We start from the raw sequence: 16,715 nt of genomic DNA, 5'->3' as shown, positions 1-16,715 counted from the left end.
CCCCGCCCCGCCCCAACCCCGCCCCGCCCCAACCCCGCCCCGCCCCAACCCCGCCCCGCCCCAACCCCGCCTGTTCCAACCCCCGACCCGTCCCCGCCACGTTCAACCCCGCCACGCCGAACCGCACCCCGGCCCCGTCCCGAACCCCGCCACGCCCAAACCAACCCCGTCCTCGCCGCCCGATTCCGCCGCTCTGATCCCCGTCCCCGCCGACCTCGCCCTCGCAGGCCCCCGATCCCGCCCTTCATCGCCCCTGCCGTCACCGTCCCGCTGGTCCCGCCTTCGCCGCCCCCGTCCTCACCGTTCCCGCCGACCTCGCCCCCGCCGTCCTTGCCCTCGAAGTCCCCACCGACCCGCCCTCACCCATGCCCTCACCGTCCTCACCCACCCGCCTTGCTGAGTCCGCTGACCCCGCGCTCGCCACCCGTCCTCGCCGGTCCCGCCGCCCACCCTCGATGCCTTGCCCCCTCGCCGATCGTCCCGCCTCTGCCCTTGTCGCCCCGCTGGTCCTTGCCCAACTCCAAAGACCCTGTCTGCCCAAGAAAGGAATCACCATGAACAACGAACTCCGTCTTGCCCGCGCCTACCTCAGCCGAGTCGCCGAGCCGCCTGCACCCGGGTTGGCGGCGTTGGTTGATCGGGTCGGTCCGCTGGAAGCCGCTCGGCGCGTGCGGCTTGGGGAAGTGCAGCCCGATGTGGCGGCCGAAACCAGTGCCAGACGGGAGAACGACATGGCTGCGGCTGATCTCGAGGCCGCAGCGGCGGTCGGGGCGCGGCTGGTGATTCCGGAGGACGAGGAGTGGCCGTCATGGCCGTTGCTCTCGCTGAGCAACGCGTTCAACCGGGGGTTGCGGTGGGCCGCGCCTCCGCTCGCGTTGTGGGTTCGGGGGAGTCCTTCGTTGGGGGACAGCCTCGATCGGTCGGTGGCGATCGTCGGTGCGCGGGCGGCTACGGCGTATGGCGAGCACGTCGCGAGTGACTTCGGGCAGGGGATCGCGTTGGCGGGGATGACGGTTGTCTCCGGGGCCGCCTTCGGGATCGACGCGGCGGCGCATCGGGGGGCGTTGAGTGCTCGGGGGCGGACGATTGCGGTTCTCGGGTGCGGCATTGACATCGCCTATCCGATGGCGCATGCGCGGCTGTTGGAACACATCGCCGACCGAGGGCTCGTGGTGAGCGAGTATCCGCCCGGCGTGAGCGCGGCGAAGCACCGGTTCCTGGTGCGCAACCGTCTCATCGCCGCTCTCACGGCCGGGACGGTGGTCGTGGAGGCGGGGCGGCGGAGTGGGTCGCGGAACACCGCGTCGACTGCGGGCTCGCTCGGCAAGCGGGTGCTTGTCGTCCCCGGGCCGGTGACTTCGGCGCAGTCAGTGGGGTGTCACGCGTTGCTCCGCGCCCAGGCGGCCGACCTCGTTGAGTCCACCGCCGACGTGTTGGAGGCCGTGGGCGCGGTCGGGGAGTTCGCCGCCGAACCGGCATCGTCCCCGAAGCGGGCCACCGACGGCCTGGGCGACGAGGCGTTGCGCGTGCACGACGCTCTGCGGGCGCGGAAGGAGTTGGGCGAGACCGCCGTGGCCGCCGACGCAGGCGTTCCCCTCGACCGCACCCGCGCCCTCCTGACCGACCTGGAGATCACCGGATTGGCGATCCGCGGCGATTCCGGCTGGAGGAGGGCGTGATGCGGTGACGGTGCGGTGTACCGGGCTTCGACCTGGTGTGGTCACCCGCGCGAGTGCTGGGACCCGACTTGGAGCGGCGGCCGCGCGGGTGTACCGAACCGGCCAGGTGCGGTGACCGGGCGGGCGTGCCGAGATTCGGTCGGCCTGCAGCGACGGCGTGCGAGCGACGACATGCCAGCGACGACGTGTGAGCGAGCGACGACGTGTGAACGACGACCGTGCGAGCGAGCACGGTGTGAGTGACGACCGTGCGAGCGACGAGCGTGCGGGTGTGCCGGGATTCGGCCGGGTGCGGGGACGGTGCGGTTGTGCTGGGGCTGCGACCTGGGGCGATGGCCGTGCGGGTGGGCGTGAATCCGATCTTGCGGGCGTGGCGGTACTTGACCTGGGGACGTTGGTGGCGCAGCGTCGGAGGGGTGGGTACTGGGGCGGCGCGGGGGGAGCTTCGCGCGGTGCGGGCCGGTTTGCCGGAGGCGGACCGGCGGGTGGTCGATGAGTTCGAGCGACACCTGGGGTTGGAGCGCGGGCTCTCCGAGCACACCGTCCGGGCGTACGTCGGCGACGTCGTCTCGATGTTGGGGCACGCTCAGCAGTCCGGCGTCGGCGTCGCGGGTGTCGACCTGGGGATCCTGCGCAGCTGGCTCGCGCGGCAGCGGGAGGACGGTGCCCAGCGGACATCCCTCGGCCGCCGGGCGGCCGCGGTGCGGACGTTCACCGCGTGGGCCCACCGACGGGAGCACCTGGCGGCCGATCCGGGGCTGCGGCTGGTCGCGCCGAAGCGCGACCGGAAGCTTCCGATCGTGCTCAGAGAGGACCAGGCGCGGGAGGTGATGGCGGCGTCGGCGGCCGGGGCCGAGCAACTTGATCCGGTGGCTCTGCGTGACCACGCCATCGTGGAGATGCTGTACGCGACCGGGGTGCGGGTGGCTGAGCTGTGCGGACTCGACATCGACGACGTCGATCGCGCTAAACGGCTGGTCCGCGTGGTGGGCAAGGGGAACAAGGAACGGGTCGTCCCGTTCGGCGCGCCCGCGGCCGAGGCGGTCGGGCTCTGGCTCGATAAGGGCAGGCAGACCCTTGCCCGGGACTACTCTCCGCCGGCAGTGTGGCTGGGGGCTCGCGGCGGCAGATTGCAGCCTGCAAGCGTGCGGCGGATCGTGCGGGACGCTGTCGATGCGGTGTCCGGGGTGTCGGGGGTCGGGCCGCACGGGATGCGGCATTCCGCGGCCACGCACCTGCTGGAGAGGGGAGCTGACCTTCGTAGCGTCCAGGAGTTACTCGGTCACGCTACGCTGTCAACGACCCAGCTTTACACTCACGTGACCGTCGACCGGCTGAAGGCGATCCATGACCGAACCCATCCCCGCTCCCGATGACCCCGGGGAAGGTATGCGGACACCGGTACGCCCGGAGCCCGTGGGCCGGGTGAACGGCCACGCCCACGCAGGCGTCCTGCCCGGCGACCAGCGGACCGCCGACGACGTGGAAGCGGGCATCGTCGCGCTCTGGCGCCAGTACGGCGGCCACCGCGAGCAGGGCCTGCGGGACCGGCTCGTGCTGCACTACGCGCCGCTGGTCAAGTACGTCGCCGGCCGGGTGGGCACCGGCCTTCCCGCGCACGTCGACGTCGCCGACCTGATCCAGTCCGGCATCTTCGGCCTGGTCGACGCGATCGAGAAGTTCGAGCCCGAGCGCGGCCTCAAGTTCGAGACCTACGCCATGCAGCGCATCCGCGGCGCCATCCTCGACGACCTGCGCGCCCAGGACTGGGTGCCGCGCACCGTCCGGGGGCGTGCCCGCGAGATCGAGCGCGCCATGGAACGCCTCGGCGGCAAGCTCCAGCGCACCCCGACCGACGCCGAACTCGCCGACGAGCTGGGCCTGTCGCTGTCCGAACTGCGTGACGTCTACGCGCAGCTGCAGCTCACCAGCGTCATCGCCCTCGACGAACTGGCCGCCGCTGGCCGGGGCACCACCTCGCTCGCCGACATCCTGGAGGACGAGCGCGCCGACGACCCGGTGGCCACCCTGGTCGACCAGGACAACCGCCGCCAACTCGCCGCCGCGATCGGCAGGCTCTCCGAGCGCGATCGCATCGTGGTCACGTTGTACTACTTCGAGAACCTCACTCTCGCCGAGATCGGCCGCGTCCTGGGCGTGACGGAGTCCCGCGTGTGCCAACTGCACACACGCGCGGTCCTGCGCCTCCGCGCGAAGCTGATGGAAACCGTGGACGTCTAGTCAGTGCGGCAACAACCGCACGCGCAGCGGCACGAGCAGTTGCAGCGGATCGAGGTACACCCCCTCCCGGCGTAAGCCCCAGTGCAGGCACGCCGCCGCGGGGCACCCGCGATGCCCGCCGACGAGCACCCCTAACCGGTCACCCGCCCGCACCCGCGCCCCCACCTCGACCGACGGCGACACCGGCTCATACGTCGTCCGCAACCCACCCCGGTGCGCCACCGACACCACCTCCCGGTCGACAACGCGCCCAGCGAACACCACGACCCCGTCGGCCGCCGCCCGCACGACGGCACCCGGCGACGCCACCAGGTCCACACCCCGATGCCCCGCCGCGTACGGCCCAGGCGGCGCCTCGAACGGCCGCGAGACGACCGGAACGGGCTCAAGCGGCCACACGAACCGCCCCGGCCCGTCCCGAGCGTCGGCGGTGACCCGAGCCCCGCCGAGGAGCACGAGCAGCAGCGTCGTCACGGCGACGAGGATGGCGAGAACCCGCAGCCGGAGGGCGCGTCCGGCAGAGAGCCGACGAAGGTCAGGCGACGGTTGGGGGCGGCTGGGCTGCGGTCGGGGGTCGGCGAGGTTCGGCTGAAGGTGAGCGAGATGCGGCTGGGGGTGGGCGAGCGGCGCGGTGGAATGGTGTTCTAGCTGGTCAGTGGTCATATGACCAGGATCCGGAAGATCCCCGAAGCCCCGCCACCGAAACCGGCGGTCTGTGGATAACTCGGCCAGCGAGGCGCGGTTCACCTTCGCTTCGGGGGCGGCGTACACTTCTCAGCGCACCCCGATCGGGGTGACTTCGCGTGCCGTGCGTCTGTCTAGATGGCGAGCAGGGTGCCCGGCGGTCCTGCGGGTGGTGACACCGGTGGGTCCGGGGACCCGCGCGGCACCAGGGCGGCGGTCCCACCGGGGCCGTCGCGGCAACCGAGTTCGCGCGTCGGGCCAGCACCGGGCCGACGCGCCCAAGTGAGAGGTGCGATTTCGGCCATGGCCGTCGTCACCATGAAGCAGCTGCTGGATTCCGGCGTGCACTTCGGGCACCAGACCCGCCGCTGGAACCCGAAGATGAAGCGGTACATCCTCACCGACCGCAACGGCATCTACATCATCGATCTGCGCCAGACGCTGACCTACATCGACCGGGCCTTCGAGTTCGTCAAGGAGACCGTCGCCCACGGCGGCAGCATCCTGTTCGTCGGCACCAAGAAGCAGGCGCAGGAGGCGATCGCCAACGAGGCGCGCCGGGTCGGGATGCCGTTCGTGAACCAGCGCTGGCTGGGCGGCATGCTCACCAACTTCTCCACCGTGCACAAGCGCCTCCAGCGGCTCAAGGAGCTGGAGTCGATGGAGCAGACCGGTGGCTTCCAGGGTCTCACCAAGAAGGAGATCCTGATGCTCACCCGCGAGAAGGACAAGCTGGAGCGCACCCTCGGCGGTATCCGCGACATGGCGAAGGTCCCCTCCGCCGTGTGGATCGTGGACACCAAGAAGGAGCACATCGCCGTCGGCGAGGCCCGCAAGCTCAACATCCCGATCGTGGCGATCCTGGACACCAACTGCGACCCGGACGAGGTCGACTACCCGATCCCGGGCAACGACGACGCGATCCGCTCCGCCGCGCTGCTGACCAAGGTCGTCGCCGAGGCCGTCGCCGCCGGTCTGATGGCCCGCTCCGGCGCGCGCAGCAACGGCGCGGAGAAGCCCGAGGTCGCGGGCAGCGAGCCGCTGCCGGAGTGGGAGCAGGAGCTGCTGGCGGGCGCCGAGAGCGCCGCCGAGGCCCCGGCGACCCCGCCCGCCGCCCCCGCCGAGAGCTGAGCCACGACCGTCCGGGGCCCGCACGGGCCCCGGACGGCCGCCACACGACCACATCAACGCGCGTAAGGAACAACGCACGATGTCGAACTTCACCGCGGCCGACGTGAAGCGGCTCCGGGACATGACCGGCGCAGGCATGATGGACTGCAAGAAGGCGCTCGAGGAGTCCGCGGGCGACTTCGAGAAGGCCGTCGAGCTGCTGCGCATCAAGGGCGCCAAGGACGTGGGCAAGCGCGCCGAGCGGGCCACCGCCCAGGGCCTCGTCGCCGCCGCGGACGGTGTCATGGTCGAGCTGAACTGCGAGACCGACTTCGTCGCCAAGAACGACGAGTTCCAGCAGCTGGCCGCCCGGATCGTCGAGGCCGCCAAGGCCGCGAAGGCGGGCGACCTGGACACCCTCAGGGCCACCGAGCTCGACGGCGCCACCGTCGGCGACGCCGTGCAGGCGCTCTCGGCCAAGATCGGCGAGAAGCTGGAGCTGCGCCGGGTCGCCGTCTTCGACGGCGCCGTCAGCACCTACCTGCACCGCCGCTCCTCCGACCTGCCCCCCGCCGTGGGCGTGCTGGTCGAGTACACCGGCGACAGCGAGGACGCGGCCCGCGCCGCTGCCATGCAGATCGCCGCGATGCGCCCGCGCTACGTCACCCGCGACGAGGTCCCCGAGGACGTCGTGGCCAACGAGCGCCGCATCGCCGAGGAGACCGCCCGCGAGGAGGGCAAGCCGGAAGGCGCGCTGCCCAAGATCGTCGAGGGCCGGGTGAACGGCTTCTACAAGGACGTCGTCCTGCTGGAGCAGTCCTCGGTCCAGGACTCGAAGAAGACCGTCAAGGCCATCCTCGACGAGGCTGGCGTGACCGTGACCCGGTTCGCCCGGTTCGAGGTCGGCCAGGCCTGAGGTTCCGGCCGCGGATTAGGGTTGTGCCCCGCCCACGGCGACGCCGAGGGCGGGGCATAGTCACGAAGGAGGGTCTTACGTGGCGCAGAGCGGATTCCGCCGGGTGCTGCTCAAGCTGGGCGGGGAGATGTTCGGCGGCGGCGAGGTCGGGGTCGACCCCGACGTGGTCTACGCCGTGGCCCGCCAGATCGCCGACGTCGTGCGCAGCGGGGTGCAGACCTCCGTGGTCATCGGCGGCGGCAACTTCTTCCGCGGCGCCGAGTTGAGCCAGCGCGGCATGGACCGCGACCGGGCCGACTACATGGCCATGCTCGGCACGGTCATGAACTGCCTGGCGCTGCAGGACTTCCTGGAGAAGGAAGGCATCGACACGCGCGTGCAGACGGCGATCACGATGGGCCAGGTCGCCGAGCCCTACATCCCCAGGCGCGCGGAGCGGCACCTGGAGAAGGGCCGCGTGGTGATCTTCGGCTGCGGCGTCGGCATGCCCTACTTCTCCACCGACACCGCCGCCGCCCAGCGCGCGCTGGAGATCGGCTGCGACGTGGTGCTGATGGCCAAGGCCGTCGACGGGGTCTACGACGCCGACCCGCGCGTGGTCCCCGACGCCAAGATGTTCACCGAGATCACCCACCGCGAGGTCCTGGAGCGCGGCCTCAAGGTCGCCGACGCGACCGCGTTCAGCCTGTGCATGGACAACAACATGCCGATCATCGTGTTCAACCTGCTGACCGAGGGCAACATCGCCCGAGCGGTGCGTGGTGAGAGGATCGGCACCGTGGTGAGCACCCCCGCCGCCTGAGCCCGCCGAGAGCCGAGGAGCCTGACTTGATCGAGGAGACCCTGTTCGACGCCGAGGAGAAGATGGAGAAGGCGGTGACGGTCGCCAAGGACGAGCTGTCCACCATCCGCACCGGCCGCGCCACGCCCGCCATGTTCTCCCGCATCCACCTCGACTACTACGGTTCGCCCACCCCGCTGAACCAGGTGGCCAGCATCTCCATCCCGGAGGCGCGGATGGCCGTCGTCAAGCCCTTCGAGCCCAACCAGCTCAACGCGGTCGAGAAGGCGATCCGGGACTCCGACCTCGGCGTCAACCCGTCCAACGACGGCTCGATCATCCGCGTGGTGTTCCCGCAGCTGTCCGAGGAGCGCCGCCGGGAGATGGTGAAGCTGGCCAAGTCCAAGGGCGAGGACGCCAAGATCTCCATCCGCAACGTGCGCCGCAAGGCCAAGGAGGAGCTCGACCGCCTGGTGAAGGACGGCGAGTCCGGCGAGGACGACGTCGTGCGCGCCGAGAAGGAACTGCAGAACCTGACCGACAAGTACGTCCACTCCGTCGACGACCTGGTCAAGCACAAGGAAGCCGAGCTGCTCGAGGTCTGATCGGGCCTTGAGGGGGAGAACGACAGTGACCACGGACGCGGTGGGCGCGGGCTCACGGGCCGGACGCAACCTGCCCGCCGCGATAGCGGTCGGGGTGCTGCTCGGCGGGGGGATCCTGCTTGCCCTGCTGACGGTGCGGCACGTCTTCGTCGGCATCGTCGCCACCGCGGTCGCGGTGGCCACCTGGGAGCTGGCCGGGGCGCTGGAGCGGGCGGCGGGCATCCGCGTGGCGCTCTGGCCGGTGCTGGTGGGCGGCCAGGCGATGGTGTGGCTGTCCTGGCCGTTCGGCCGCAACGGCGTGCTGGCCGCGTTCGTGGTGACGATCCTGGCGGTGCTGCTCTGGCGGTTCCGCGGTGGCGTGCAGGGCTACGTGCGGGACGTGACCGCGTCGGCCTTCACCGCCGCGTACGTGCCGCTGTTCGCCGCCTTCGCCGCGATGCTGGTGATCCCGGAGGACGGCGCCGCGCGCGTCCTGTGCTTCATGATCCTGGTGGTGTCCTCCGACACCGGCGGGTACATCGCGGGCGTGCTGTTCGGCAAGCACCCCATGTCGCCGACGATCAGCCCCAAGAAGTCCTGGGAGGGCTTCGCGGGCTCGATGGTCGCGGGCATCGTCGCCGGGGCGCTGAGCGTGCGCTTCCTGCTCGGCGGCGAGGTGTGGCAGGGCGTCCTCTTCGGCGTCGCCCTGGTCGCGGTGGCGACGCTGGGCGACCTCGTCGAGTCGGTGATCAAGCGGGACATGGGCATCAAGGACATGGGCACGCTGCTGCCCGGCCACGGCGGGCTCATGGACCGGATGGACTCGCTGCTCCCGTCGGCCGTGGTGTCCTGGCTGCTGCTGCAGCTGTTCGTGCCGGTCTAGTCGGCGTACGGGTCGTCGACCTCGGCGCCGATCTCGCTCTCGTCGGCCTCGATGGTGACCGTCCGGTCCAGCACGCTGAACTCCGCGCCGCGCGGGTCGCGCAGGACCGCCGTGCGGCCGTACGGGGAGTCGAACGGCGGGACGGCCACGGTGCCGCCGAGCGCGGCGGCCTTCTCGGCCAGCGCGTCCACGCCGATCTCGGGCGCGGCCTCGAAGAACACCATCCAGTACGGCGGGCGCTCGCGGGGGAACTCCTTGCCCATGCGCAGCCTGCCCAGGACGTCCTCGCCGTTCATGGACCACGTGGTGTAGTCGTAGACCGTGCCGTCACCTATCTGGGTGGTCTCGAAGCCGAACAGGGCGGTGTAGAACGCGTCGGCTGCCGCGCCGTCCCAGGTGTAGAGCTCAGCCCAGGTGAAGGCCCCGGGGAAGCCGGTGCCCAGGGCCCAGCCGCGGTCCTGGCGCCAGAAGCCGATCGGCCCGCCGCTGGGGTCGGTGGCCACGAGCAGCCCGCCCTGTCCGGGGATCTCCCGGGGCGCGGCCAGGATCTCCCCGCCGAGCAGCCGCACCCGTTCCTCGGTGTTGTGGGTGTCGTGGATCGTGAGGTAGAGGGTCCATTCGCCGGGCTGGTCGCCCTGCGGGGTGTAGAGGCCCGCGACCGGGACGCCGTCGACGAGCGCGACCCGGTAGCCGTCGTCGCCGATGCGGAACTCCCAGCCGAACAGCGCCCCGTAGAAGGCCGCGGAGCCGGCGGGGTCGCGCGTGGCGACCTCCACCCAGCACGGCTTTCCCGGGGTGCCCTCGGGTAAGTCCTCAGCGGCACTGATCGCGTCGGTGACCATGTCGTGACATTAGCTAGATCGGGTGAAGTTCCGCACGCCGCGCGGCGTTGCCGATCTGTGCTTTCCTGGGGGCGTGGGCATGGTCGCGCGGGCTCGGGAGCTGGTTTCGGCGTTGCGCGCGCCGCACATCGTGCCGAGTCCGAACATCTGGCACTGGCCCGCGGTGTACGAGGCGGAGAACCGCGCCCAGGACGTCCACGGCGCGGTCTGGCGCGCGCTGGAGCCGCTGGCCGACTGGACCGGCGACGTGGTCGACGTCGGCTGCGGCAGCGGCTTCCACCTGCCGCGCTTCGCCGAGCGGGCGCGCTCGGTCGTCGGCGTCGAGCCGCACGGGCCGCTCGTGGAGCAGGCCCGCGCCCGGGTCGCGGGCCTGCCGATCACGGTGCTGCCCGGCTCCGCGCAGGCGCTGCCGCTGGCCGACGGCAGCGCGGACGTCGTGCACGCGCGCACGGCGTACTTCTTCGGCCCGGGCTGCGAGCCCGGCCTGCGCGAGGCCGACCGCGTGCTGCGGCCCGGCGGGTCGCTGGTGATCGTGGACCTCGACGCCGCGCGCCCGCCCTACGGACGCTGGCTGCGCGCGGACATCCCGTCCTACGACGCCCCGGCGGTCGACGCCTTCTTCGAGGCCCAGGGCTTCCAGCGGCACCGGGTGGCGACCGTGTGGCGGTTCCCCGACCGGGAGACGCTGGTGTCGGTGCTGCGGATCGAGTTCTCCGCGGCGGTGGCCGCGCGCGCGGCGGCCGAGGTGGACGGTCTGGAGTTCACCGTCGGCTACCGCGTGCTCGCGCGCACCAAGCCCGCCGGGCTGATCCTCTAGCGGGGCGTGTCCTCGCCGAGGATGGCGTAGAGCTGGCGGCGGGCCTGGTCGAGGACGTCCACCGCGCGCGACTTCTGGTCGCTGCTGGCCGCCTGCGCGACGCCCATGACCGCCGTCGCCAGCCCGCCGAGCGCCTCGCGCAGCGAGCGGTCGACCGGGTCGACGCCCTCGGCGGCCTGCTCCCACGGCGGGCTGTCGCCGAGCGCGGCCGCGGCGGCGCGGCCGTCGTCGGTCAGCTCGAAGAGCCGCTTGCCGCCGTCGCCGTCCACGCCGCGGACCAGGCCCTCGTCGGCGAGCAGCTGCAGCGTCGGGTACACCGAGCCGGGGGAGGGCTTCCAGTACCCGCCGCTGCGGGCGGCGATCTCCTGGATCATCTCGTAGCCGTGCATGGGCCGGTCGGCGAGCAGGGCGAGGACGGCCGCGCGCACGTCACCCCGGCGCTTGCGGCCGTGCGGGCCGCGGTGGCCCCGGCCGAAGGGGCCGAACCCGCCGAAGGGCGGCGGCGCGGGCGGCCCCGGCGGAATGATCGGGGGGAACGGCGGGGTCATGGGGTGGTCCTCCGGGTCGAAGTGGTGCTCCGCGGCGAAGTGGTGCTCGTGCCTGTGCCAGGGGCCGCGGCGGTGGTGGTGTCGGGTACGCATTCTTCCTCCTGATGGGTGGCGTTGCTTCGCGATAGCTCAACGATATATCGGAACCTATCGCCGATGCAACGGTGAGGCTGGTCTCCCCGGCATGGGACAATGGAGCGGCCATGACCTCTCTTCCCCTCGTCTTCGACGCGCCCAAGCGCGGCCTGCCGCCGCGCCACCTCGCCGACCTCTCCACCGCGCAGCGCCGCGACGCGGTGGCCGAGCTGGGCGAGAAGCCGTTCCGGGCCGCGCAGCTCTCCACGCACTACTTCGGCAGGCTGACCGCAGACCCTGCGGCGATGACGGACATCCCCGCCGCCGCCCGCGACCGCCTCGCCTCGGCCCTGCTGCCCCCGCTGCTGTCCCCGGTCCGCCACGTGACCTGCGACGACGGCGACACCCGCAAGACGCTGTGGCGCGCGCACGACGGCACGCTGCTGGAGAGCGTCCTGATGCGCTACCACGACCGGACCACGCTGTGCGTGTCGTCGCAGGCGGGCTGCGGGATGGCCTGCCCGTTCTGCGCCACCGGCCAGGGCGGCCTGCAGCGCAACCTGTCGACGGCCGAGATCGTCGACCAGGTCCGCGCGGCCGCGGCCGCCATGCGCGACGGCGAGCTGGGCGAGCCGGGACGCCTCAGCAACATCGTCTTCATGGGCATGGGCGAGCCGCTGGCGAACTACCGGCGCGTGATCGACGCCGTGCACCGCATCTGCGACCCGGCCCCCGACGGCCTGGGCATCTCCCAGCGCTCGGTGACGGTCTCCACGGTCGGCCTGGTGCCCGCGATCCGGAAGCTGGCCGAGGAGGGCCTGAGCGTGCGGCTGGCGGTGTCGCTGCACACCCCGGACGACGAGCTGCGCGACACCCTGGTGCCGGTGAACACCCGCTGGAAGGTGGCCGAGGTGCTCGACGCCGCCCGCCTCTACGCCGACCGCACGGGCAGGCGCGTGTCCATCGAGTACGCGCTGATCCGCGACATCAACGACCACCCGTGGCGCGCCGACCTGCTGGGCAAGCTGCTGCGCAGGCACCTGGGGCAGCTGGCCCACGTCAACGTCATCCCGCTGAACCCGACCCCGGGCAGCAAGTGGGACGCCTCACCGAAGCCGGTGGAGCGCGAGTTCGTCCGCCGCGTCAACGCCGCGGGCGTGTCGTGCACGGTCCGCGACACCCGCGGCCAGGAGATCGCCGCCGCCTGCGGCCAGCTCGCCGCGGAGGGCTGACAAGCGGTTATACCGGGTTATACTCGGTGGCGTGAAGACCGCGATTTCCGTGCCCGACGACACGTTCGCCGAGGTGGAGGACAAGGTGCGCAACCTGGGCCTCACCCGCTCGGAGTTCTACGTGCGCGCGGCCCGGCACTACCTGGCCCATCTGGAAGAACATTCGCTGACCGACGAGATCGACGCCGCGCTCGACCTCGCGGGCGACGACGACTCCGGCGCGGTGGCGGCCGCGGCGGGCAGGCGCGCGCTGGCCATGTCGGACGATGAGTGGTGATCAGACGAGGCGGCGTCCACTGGGCCGACCTCGGTGACGCCCAGGGGTCCCGGCCAGCCAAGCGGCGCCCGGTGCTGGTCGTCCAGGCCGACCCCTACAACCGCAGCAGACTGGCGACCGTCCTGGTCGCCGTGATCACGTCCAATACGAAGCTGGCGACCGCGCCGGGGAACGTCTTCCTGTCCGCCGCGGCGACGGGTCTGCCCCGCGACTCGGTGGTCAACGTGGCCGCGGTGGTCACCCTCGACAAGGACGACCTGGGCGATGCCGTGGCCACGCTTCCGCCCAGCCTGATGCGCGAGGTCGACGCGGGACTGCGCCGCGTCATGGGCCTGCGGTCGGACTGACGGGCTAGCGCCGCCAGGACGTGCGGCGCTTGTGGATCATCCAGGCGACGCCCGCGAGCAGGCCCGCGCCCATGCCGATGAGCCAGAGGTTCTCGGTCCAGCCCTCGTGGTTGCCGATCAGCATGGCGAACATCGCCAGGCCGACGAAGATGCCCGCGGCCGGGGTGCCCACGCGGAAGGTGCCGTGCCAGCCCCACTCGGCCGACGGCTCGTCGGCCGGGCTCACCGTGTGGCCGGAGACGGCGGTCGACTTCCGCTTCTCCAGTGCGGTGCTTCCCACGGTGGGGCCTCCTGAATCAAGTCCGGGTTCGATCGCCGACATAGTGGCACACCGGGCACGGCGGGGGCCGCCGTGCCCGGTGTGAGCCCGGTCGCGCGTCAGGTCCTGGCTCGGTTCCCGACCACGACGCGGTAGATCGCCAGCAGGATCAGGGCGCCGCCGATGGCGAGCAGCCAGGTGCCGAGGTCGAAGAACTCCCCGATGCCGCGGCCGAAGATCGCGCTGCCGATGAAGCCGCCGAGAATGGCGCCGACCACGCCGATCAGGATCGTGATGATGATGCCGCCAGGGTCCCTACCAGGCATGATGGCCTTGGCGATGAGTCCGGCCAGCAGGCCGAGAACGATCCAGCCGAGAATGCCCATCGGTACTCCTTCCAGGTGCGCCACCGCATCGCGGCGAGCGCGTTGTTCCTGTCGCGGAAGTGCCCTGTCCCCGCCCGCTTCAATCACCGATTCGGGTGGATTGCGCCGAACGGCGGTATGACCGGTGACACGCCCCGGCGCGCGGATGCGCCATCGGGGTCAGGGACAATGGAGGAGATGACTGCGCAGCGCTCCCTTCTCGTGCTCGGCTCCACGGGGTCCGTCGGCACGCAGGCCCTCGACGTGGTGGCCGCCAACCCCGACCGCTTCCGCGTGGTCGGGCTCGCCGCGGGCGGGGGCAACCGCGCGCTGCTGGCCGAGCAGGCAGCCGCGCACGGCGTCCCGTACGTGGCCGTGCCCGGCGGCGACGTGCCCGGCACCGACGCCAAGGTGTTCAGCGGCCCGAACGCCGTCTCCGACCTCATCGACGCCGCGGGCGCCGACGTCGTGCTCAACGGCATCACCGGCTCGGTCGGCCTGCCCGCCACGCTCAAGGCCCTGGAGACCGGGGCGACGCTGGCCCTGGCCAACAAGGAGTCGCTGATCGCGGGCGGCCCGCTGGTGCTGTCCTCGGCCAGGCCCGGGCAGATCGTGCCGGTGGACTCCGAGCACTCGGCCATGGCCCAGGCGCTGCGCGGCGGCCGGGAGGACGAGGTCGACCGGCTGATCCTGACCGCGTCCGGCGGCCCGTTCCGCGGCCGCACGCGCGCCGAGCTGGCCGCCGTGACCGCCGAGCAGGCGATGGCGCACCCGACCTGGGCGATGGGCCCGGTCATCACCATCAACTCCGCGACCCTGGTCAACAAGGCGCTGGAGCTGATGGAGGCGCACCTGCTGTTCGGCGTGCCCTACGACCGCATCGACGTCGTCGTGCACCCGCAGTCCATCGTTCACTCGATGGTGTCATTCGTTGACGGTTCCACCCTCGCCCAGGCGAGCCCGCCGGACATGCGCCTGCCCATCGCGCTCGCCCTGGCCTGGCCGGACCGGGTGCCCGGCGCGGCCCGGCCGTGCGACTGGAGCACCGCGTCGACCTGGACCTTCGAGCCGGTCGACGACGAGACCTTCCCCGCGATCCGGCTCGCCCGCGCCGCGGGCACGACCGGCGGCTGCCTGCCCGCGGTCTACAACGCGGCCAACGAGGAGGCGGTCGCCGCCTTCCGCGAAGGCCACGCTGCTTTCACAGACATTGTGGACACTGTCGGCAGGGTGCTCGACGCCGCGCACGGTTGGACCGGTCCGCCGCGCGACGTCGCGGACGTGCTCGCCGCCGAGGAGTGGGCGCGGACGCGGGCGCGCGGGCTGCTGGGCACCCCTGCCGACCAGGGAGGGAACCGACCGTGATCGCGTGGCTGTTTGGCCTCGTCCTCTTCGCGCTGGGCATCTGCGCGTCCATCGCGCTGCACGAGGCCGGGCACATGCTCACCGCCAAGGCCTTCGGCATGAAGGTGCGCCGCTACTTCATCGGCTTCGGTCCGAAGATCTTCTCCTTCCGCCGCGGCGAGACCGAGTACGGGCTCAAGGCCATCCCCGCAGGCGGCTTCTGCGACATCGCGGGCATGACCGCGCTGGACCCCGTCACCCCCGACGAGGCGCCGCGGGCGATGTGGAAGTTCCCGGTGTGGAAGCGCGTCGTCGTGCTGTCGGCGGGCTCCATCACGCACTTCATCCTCGGCTTCCTGATCCTGCTGGCCATGGCCACGACCCTGGGCCTGCCCGACGGCGACGGCCGCGCGGTCGTCGGGGCGACGGGGTGCGCCGCGCCGACCCAGGACCCCACGACCCACGAGCTCCCCGCCTGCGGGCCCGGCGACCCGTCGCCCGCGGCGAGCGCGGGCATCGTCGAGGACGACGAGATCCTGGCCGTCAACGGCACGCCGGTCGCGGGCTGGCGCGAGCTGGTCGCGCGCGTGCGCGACCTGAGCGGCCCGACCGAGTTCCTCATCGAGCGCGACGGCGAGCAGCGCACGATCACCGTCGACATCGCCACCGTCCAGCGCGTGCCCGTCGGGGCGGAGCCGGGCAAGACCACCGCGCTTGAGCAGGTCGGCGCGGTGGGCATCGCCAAGAGCCCCACGGTCGAGTACGGCTTCGTCCCCGCGATCGGCGCGACCGTCGACTTCACCGGCGACATGTTCGTCAGGACCTGGGAAGGCCTGATGAAGTTCCCGGAGAAGATCCCCGCGGTCGTGCGGGCCATCGGCGGCGAGGACGACCCGGAGCGCCCGGTCAGCGTGGTCGGCGCGAGCATCATCGGCGCCGACGCCGCCGAGCAGGGCATCTGGGAGATCTTCATCCTCATGCTCGCCGCGCTGAACTTCTTCGTCGGCGTGTTCAACCTGCTGCCCCTGCTCCCGCTCGACGGCGGCCACATCGCGGTCACGCTCTACGAGAAGGTCCGCGACGCCCTGCGCCGGGTGCGTGGGAAGGCGCCGGGCGGCCCGGTGGACTACAACAAGCTCGCGGGCGTGACGATGGTGCTGGTCTTCATCGGCGGCGCGATCGTCCTGCTCACGGTCACCGCGGACATCGTCAACCCCATCCGACTACCCGAGTGAGAGGCCCCGTGTCCAACGACGTGCTGCTAGGTATGCCCACCCTCCCGCCGCCCGTGCTCGCCGAGCGGCGGAAGACCCGGCAGCTCCAGGTCGGGACCGTGGGGGTGGGCAGCGAGTTCCCCATCTCCGTGCAGTCGATGACGACCACGCTCACCGCCGACGTGAACGCCACGCTGCAGCAGATCGCGGAGTTGACCGCGGCCGGGTGTGACATCGTGCGGGTGGCGTGTCCGTCGCAGGATGACGCGGAGGCGCTGCCTGCGATCGCGCGCAAGTCGCAGATCCCGGTGATCGCCGACATCCACTTCCAGCCGAAGTACGTCTTCGCCGCGATCGAGGCCGGGTGCGCCGCGGTGCGGGTGAACCCGGGCAACATCAGGAAGTTCGACGACAAGGTCAAGGAGATCGCGCAGGCTGCGCGCGATCACGGCACCCCGATCCGGATCGGGGTCAACGCCGGGTCGCTGGACCCGCGGCTGCTGGCCAAGCACGGCAA

At 71.8% G+C, this 16,715-nt stretch carries 20 protein-coding genes; 15 read left to right on the top strand and 5 right to left on the bottom strand.

The features are described 5' to 3' along the window. Positions 1-554 precede the first annotated feature (554 nt). From dprA to IEY98_RS32150, 3 genes are all read left to right on the top strand, one after another. Positions 555-1,679: a DNA-processing protein DprA gene (gene dprA / locus IEY98_RS32160; RefSeq protein WP_189214479.1), complete on the top strand. Its 1,125-nt coding sequence runs from the start codon at positions 555-557 to the stop codon at positions 1,677-1,679. A 452-nt stretch (positions 1,680-2,131) separates the two neighbouring features. Continuing rightward, positions 2,132-3,055, top strand: coding sequence for a tyrosine recombinase XerC (locus tag IEY98_RS32155; protein ID WP_229787860.1), 924 nt, complete (start codon positions 2,132-2,134; stop codon positions 3,053-3,055). Between the two features lie 13 nt (positions 3,056-3,068). Beyond that, entirely contained in the window at positions 3,069-3,920 is an 852-nt protein-coding gene (locus IEY98_RS32150; protein WP_229787858.1) for a FliA/WhiG family RNA polymerase sigma factor, read from the top strand. On the opposite strand, the gene IEY98_RS32145 is transcribed toward IEY98_RS32150, so the two are convergent. After that, positions 3,921-4,394, bottom strand: coding sequence for a murein hydrolase activator EnvC family protein (locus tag IEY98_RS32145; RefSeq protein WP_229787856.1), 474 nt, complete (start codon positions 4,392-4,394; stop codon positions 3,921-3,923). 513 nt (positions 4,395-4,907) lie between these two features. Here IEY98_RS32145 and rpsB point away from each other — a divergent pair. The 5 genes from rpsB (at position 4,908) to IEY98_RS32120 (ending at position 8,878) form a co-directional block, all read left to right on the top strand. Further along, complete coding sequence (gene rpsB / locus IEY98_RS32140; protein ID WP_189214477.1) at positions 4,908-5,735, top strand: 30S ribosomal protein S2; 828 nt, start codon at positions 4,908-4,910, stop codon at positions 5,733-5,735. A gap of 79 nt (positions 5,736-5,814) precedes the next feature. After that, positions 5,815-6,630 carry a translation elongation factor Ts gene (gene tsf / locus IEY98_RS32135; protein WP_189214476.1) on the top strand — a complete coding sequence of 272 codons (816 nt, stop codon included), beginning with the start codon at positions 5,815-5,817 and terminating at the stop codon, positions 6,628-6,630. Positions 6,631-6,709: 79 nt separating this feature from the next. Continuing rightward, entirely contained in the window at positions 6,710-7,432 is a 723-nt protein-coding gene (gene pyrH, locus IEY98_RS32130) for a UMP kinase (protein WP_189214475.1), read from the top strand. Between the two features lie 26 nt (positions 7,433-7,458). Beyond that, complete coding sequence (frr, locus tag IEY98_RS32125; protein WP_189214474.1) at positions 7,459-8,016, top strand: ribosome recycling factor; 558 nt, start codon at positions 7,459-7,461, stop codon at positions 8,014-8,016. Positions 8,017-8,041: 25 nt separating this feature from the next. Then, positions 8,042-8,878 (top strand): phosphatidate cytidylyltransferase, encoded by an 837-nt coding sequence (locus IEY98_RS32120; RefSeq protein ID WP_229787854.1) that lies wholly within the window; start codon positions 8,042-8,044, stop codon positions 8,876-8,878. On the opposite strand, the gene IEY98_RS32115 is transcribed toward IEY98_RS32120, so the two are convergent. Then, positions 8,875-9,720 carry a VOC family protein gene (locus tag IEY98_RS32115; protein ID WP_189214472.1) on the bottom strand — a complete coding sequence of 282 codons (846 nt, stop codon included), beginning with the start codon at positions 9,718-9,720 and terminating at the stop codon, positions 8,875-8,877. The genes IEY98_RS32120 and IEY98_RS32115 overlap by 4 nt on opposite strands. Before the next feature lie 79 nt (positions 9,721-9,799). Here IEY98_RS32115 and IEY98_RS32110 point away from each other — a divergent pair, with 79 nt between their 5' ends. Next, on the top strand, positions 9,800-10,537 hold the full coding sequence (locus tag IEY98_RS32110) for a class I SAM-dependent methyltransferase (RefSeq protein WP_189214481.1): 738 nt from the start codon (positions 9,800-9,802) through the stop codon (positions 10,535-10,537). Here IEY98_RS32110 and IEY98_RS32105 read toward each other — a convergent pair. Further along, on the bottom strand, positions 10,534-11,178 hold the full coding sequence (locus tag IEY98_RS32105) for a PadR family transcriptional regulator (RefSeq protein WP_189214471.1): 645 nt from the start codon (positions 11,176-11,178) through the stop codon (positions 10,534-10,536). The two genes, IEY98_RS32110 and IEY98_RS32105, sit on opposite strands and share 4 nt — an antisense overlap. Positions 11,179-11,288: 110 nt before the next feature. On the opposite strand from IEY98_RS32105, the gene rlmN reads away from it, so the two are divergent. From rlmN to IEY98_RS32090, 3 genes are read left to right on the top strand one after another with little or no spacing between them, the layout of a single operon-like run. Beyond that, entirely contained in the window at positions 11,289-12,392 is a 1,104-nt protein-coding gene (rlmN, locus tag IEY98_RS32100; protein ID WP_189214470.1) for a dual-specificity RNA methyltransferase RlmN, read from the top strand. A 31-nt stretch (positions 12,393-12,423) separates the two neighbouring features. Continuing rightward, entirely contained in the window at positions 12,424-12,669 is a 246-nt protein-coding gene (locus IEY98_RS32095) for a ribbon-helix-helix domain-containing protein (protein ID WP_189214469.1), read from the top strand. After that, positions 12,666-13,016, top strand: a complete 351-nt coding sequence (locus IEY98_RS32090) for a type II toxin-antitoxin system PemK/MazF family toxin (protein ID WP_308425944.1) — start codon at positions 12,666-12,668, stop codon at positions 13,014-13,016. The genes IEY98_RS32095 and IEY98_RS32090 overlap by 4 nt, the downstream gene beginning before the upstream one ends. A 4-nt stretch (positions 13,017-13,020) precedes the next feature. On the opposite strand, the gene IEY98_RS32085 is transcribed toward IEY98_RS32090, so the two are convergent. Both IEY98_RS32085 and IEY98_RS32080 read right to left on the bottom strand, forming a co-directional pair. Next, entirely contained in the window at positions 13,021-13,296 is a 276-nt protein-coding gene (locus IEY98_RS32085) for a DUF2631 domain-containing protein (RefSeq protein ID WP_229787852.1), read from the bottom strand. 98 nt (positions 13,297-13,394) lie between these two features. Beyond that, positions 13,395-13,661, bottom strand: coding sequence for a GlsB/YeaQ/YmgE family stress response membrane protein (locus tag IEY98_RS32080; protein WP_189214466.1), 267 nt, complete (start codon positions 13,659-13,661; stop codon positions 13,395-13,397). Between the two features lie 177 nt (positions 13,662-13,838). On the opposite strand from IEY98_RS32080, the gene dxr reads away from it, so the two are divergent. The 3 genes from dxr to IEY98_RS32065 all read left to right on the top strand — a co-directional run. Next, positions 13,839-15,005, top strand: coding sequence for a 1-deoxy-D-xylulose-5-phosphate reductoisomerase (gene dxr, locus IEY98_RS32075; RefSeq protein WP_189214465.1), 1,167 nt, complete (start codon positions 13,839-13,841; stop codon positions 15,003-15,005). Continuing rightward, on the top strand, positions 15,002-16,219 hold the full coding sequence (locus tag IEY98_RS32070; protein ID WP_189214464.1) for a M50 family metallopeptidase: 1,218 nt from the start codon (positions 15,002-15,004) through the stop codon (positions 16,217-16,219). Before dxr ends, IEY98_RS32070 begins: the two co-directional genes overlap by 4 nt. Before the next feature lie 32 nt (positions 16,220-16,251). Further along, the coding region (locus tag IEY98_RS32065; protein ID WP_189214480.1) for a flavodoxin-dependent (E)-4-hydroxy-3-methylbut-2-enyl-diphosphate synthase at positions 16,252-16,715 on the top strand (464 nt) is incomplete at its 3' end.

The organism is Actinokineospora fastidiosa, from assembly GCF_014648415.1.
GTDB classification, from domain to species: Bacteria; Actinomycetota; Actinomycetes; order Mycobacteriales; family Pseudonocardiaceae; genus Actinokineospora; species Actinokineospora fastidiosa.
The sequence above is the reverse complement of the archived record's forward strand: the minus strand, read 5'-3'. Positions and strand labels throughout refer to the sequence as shown.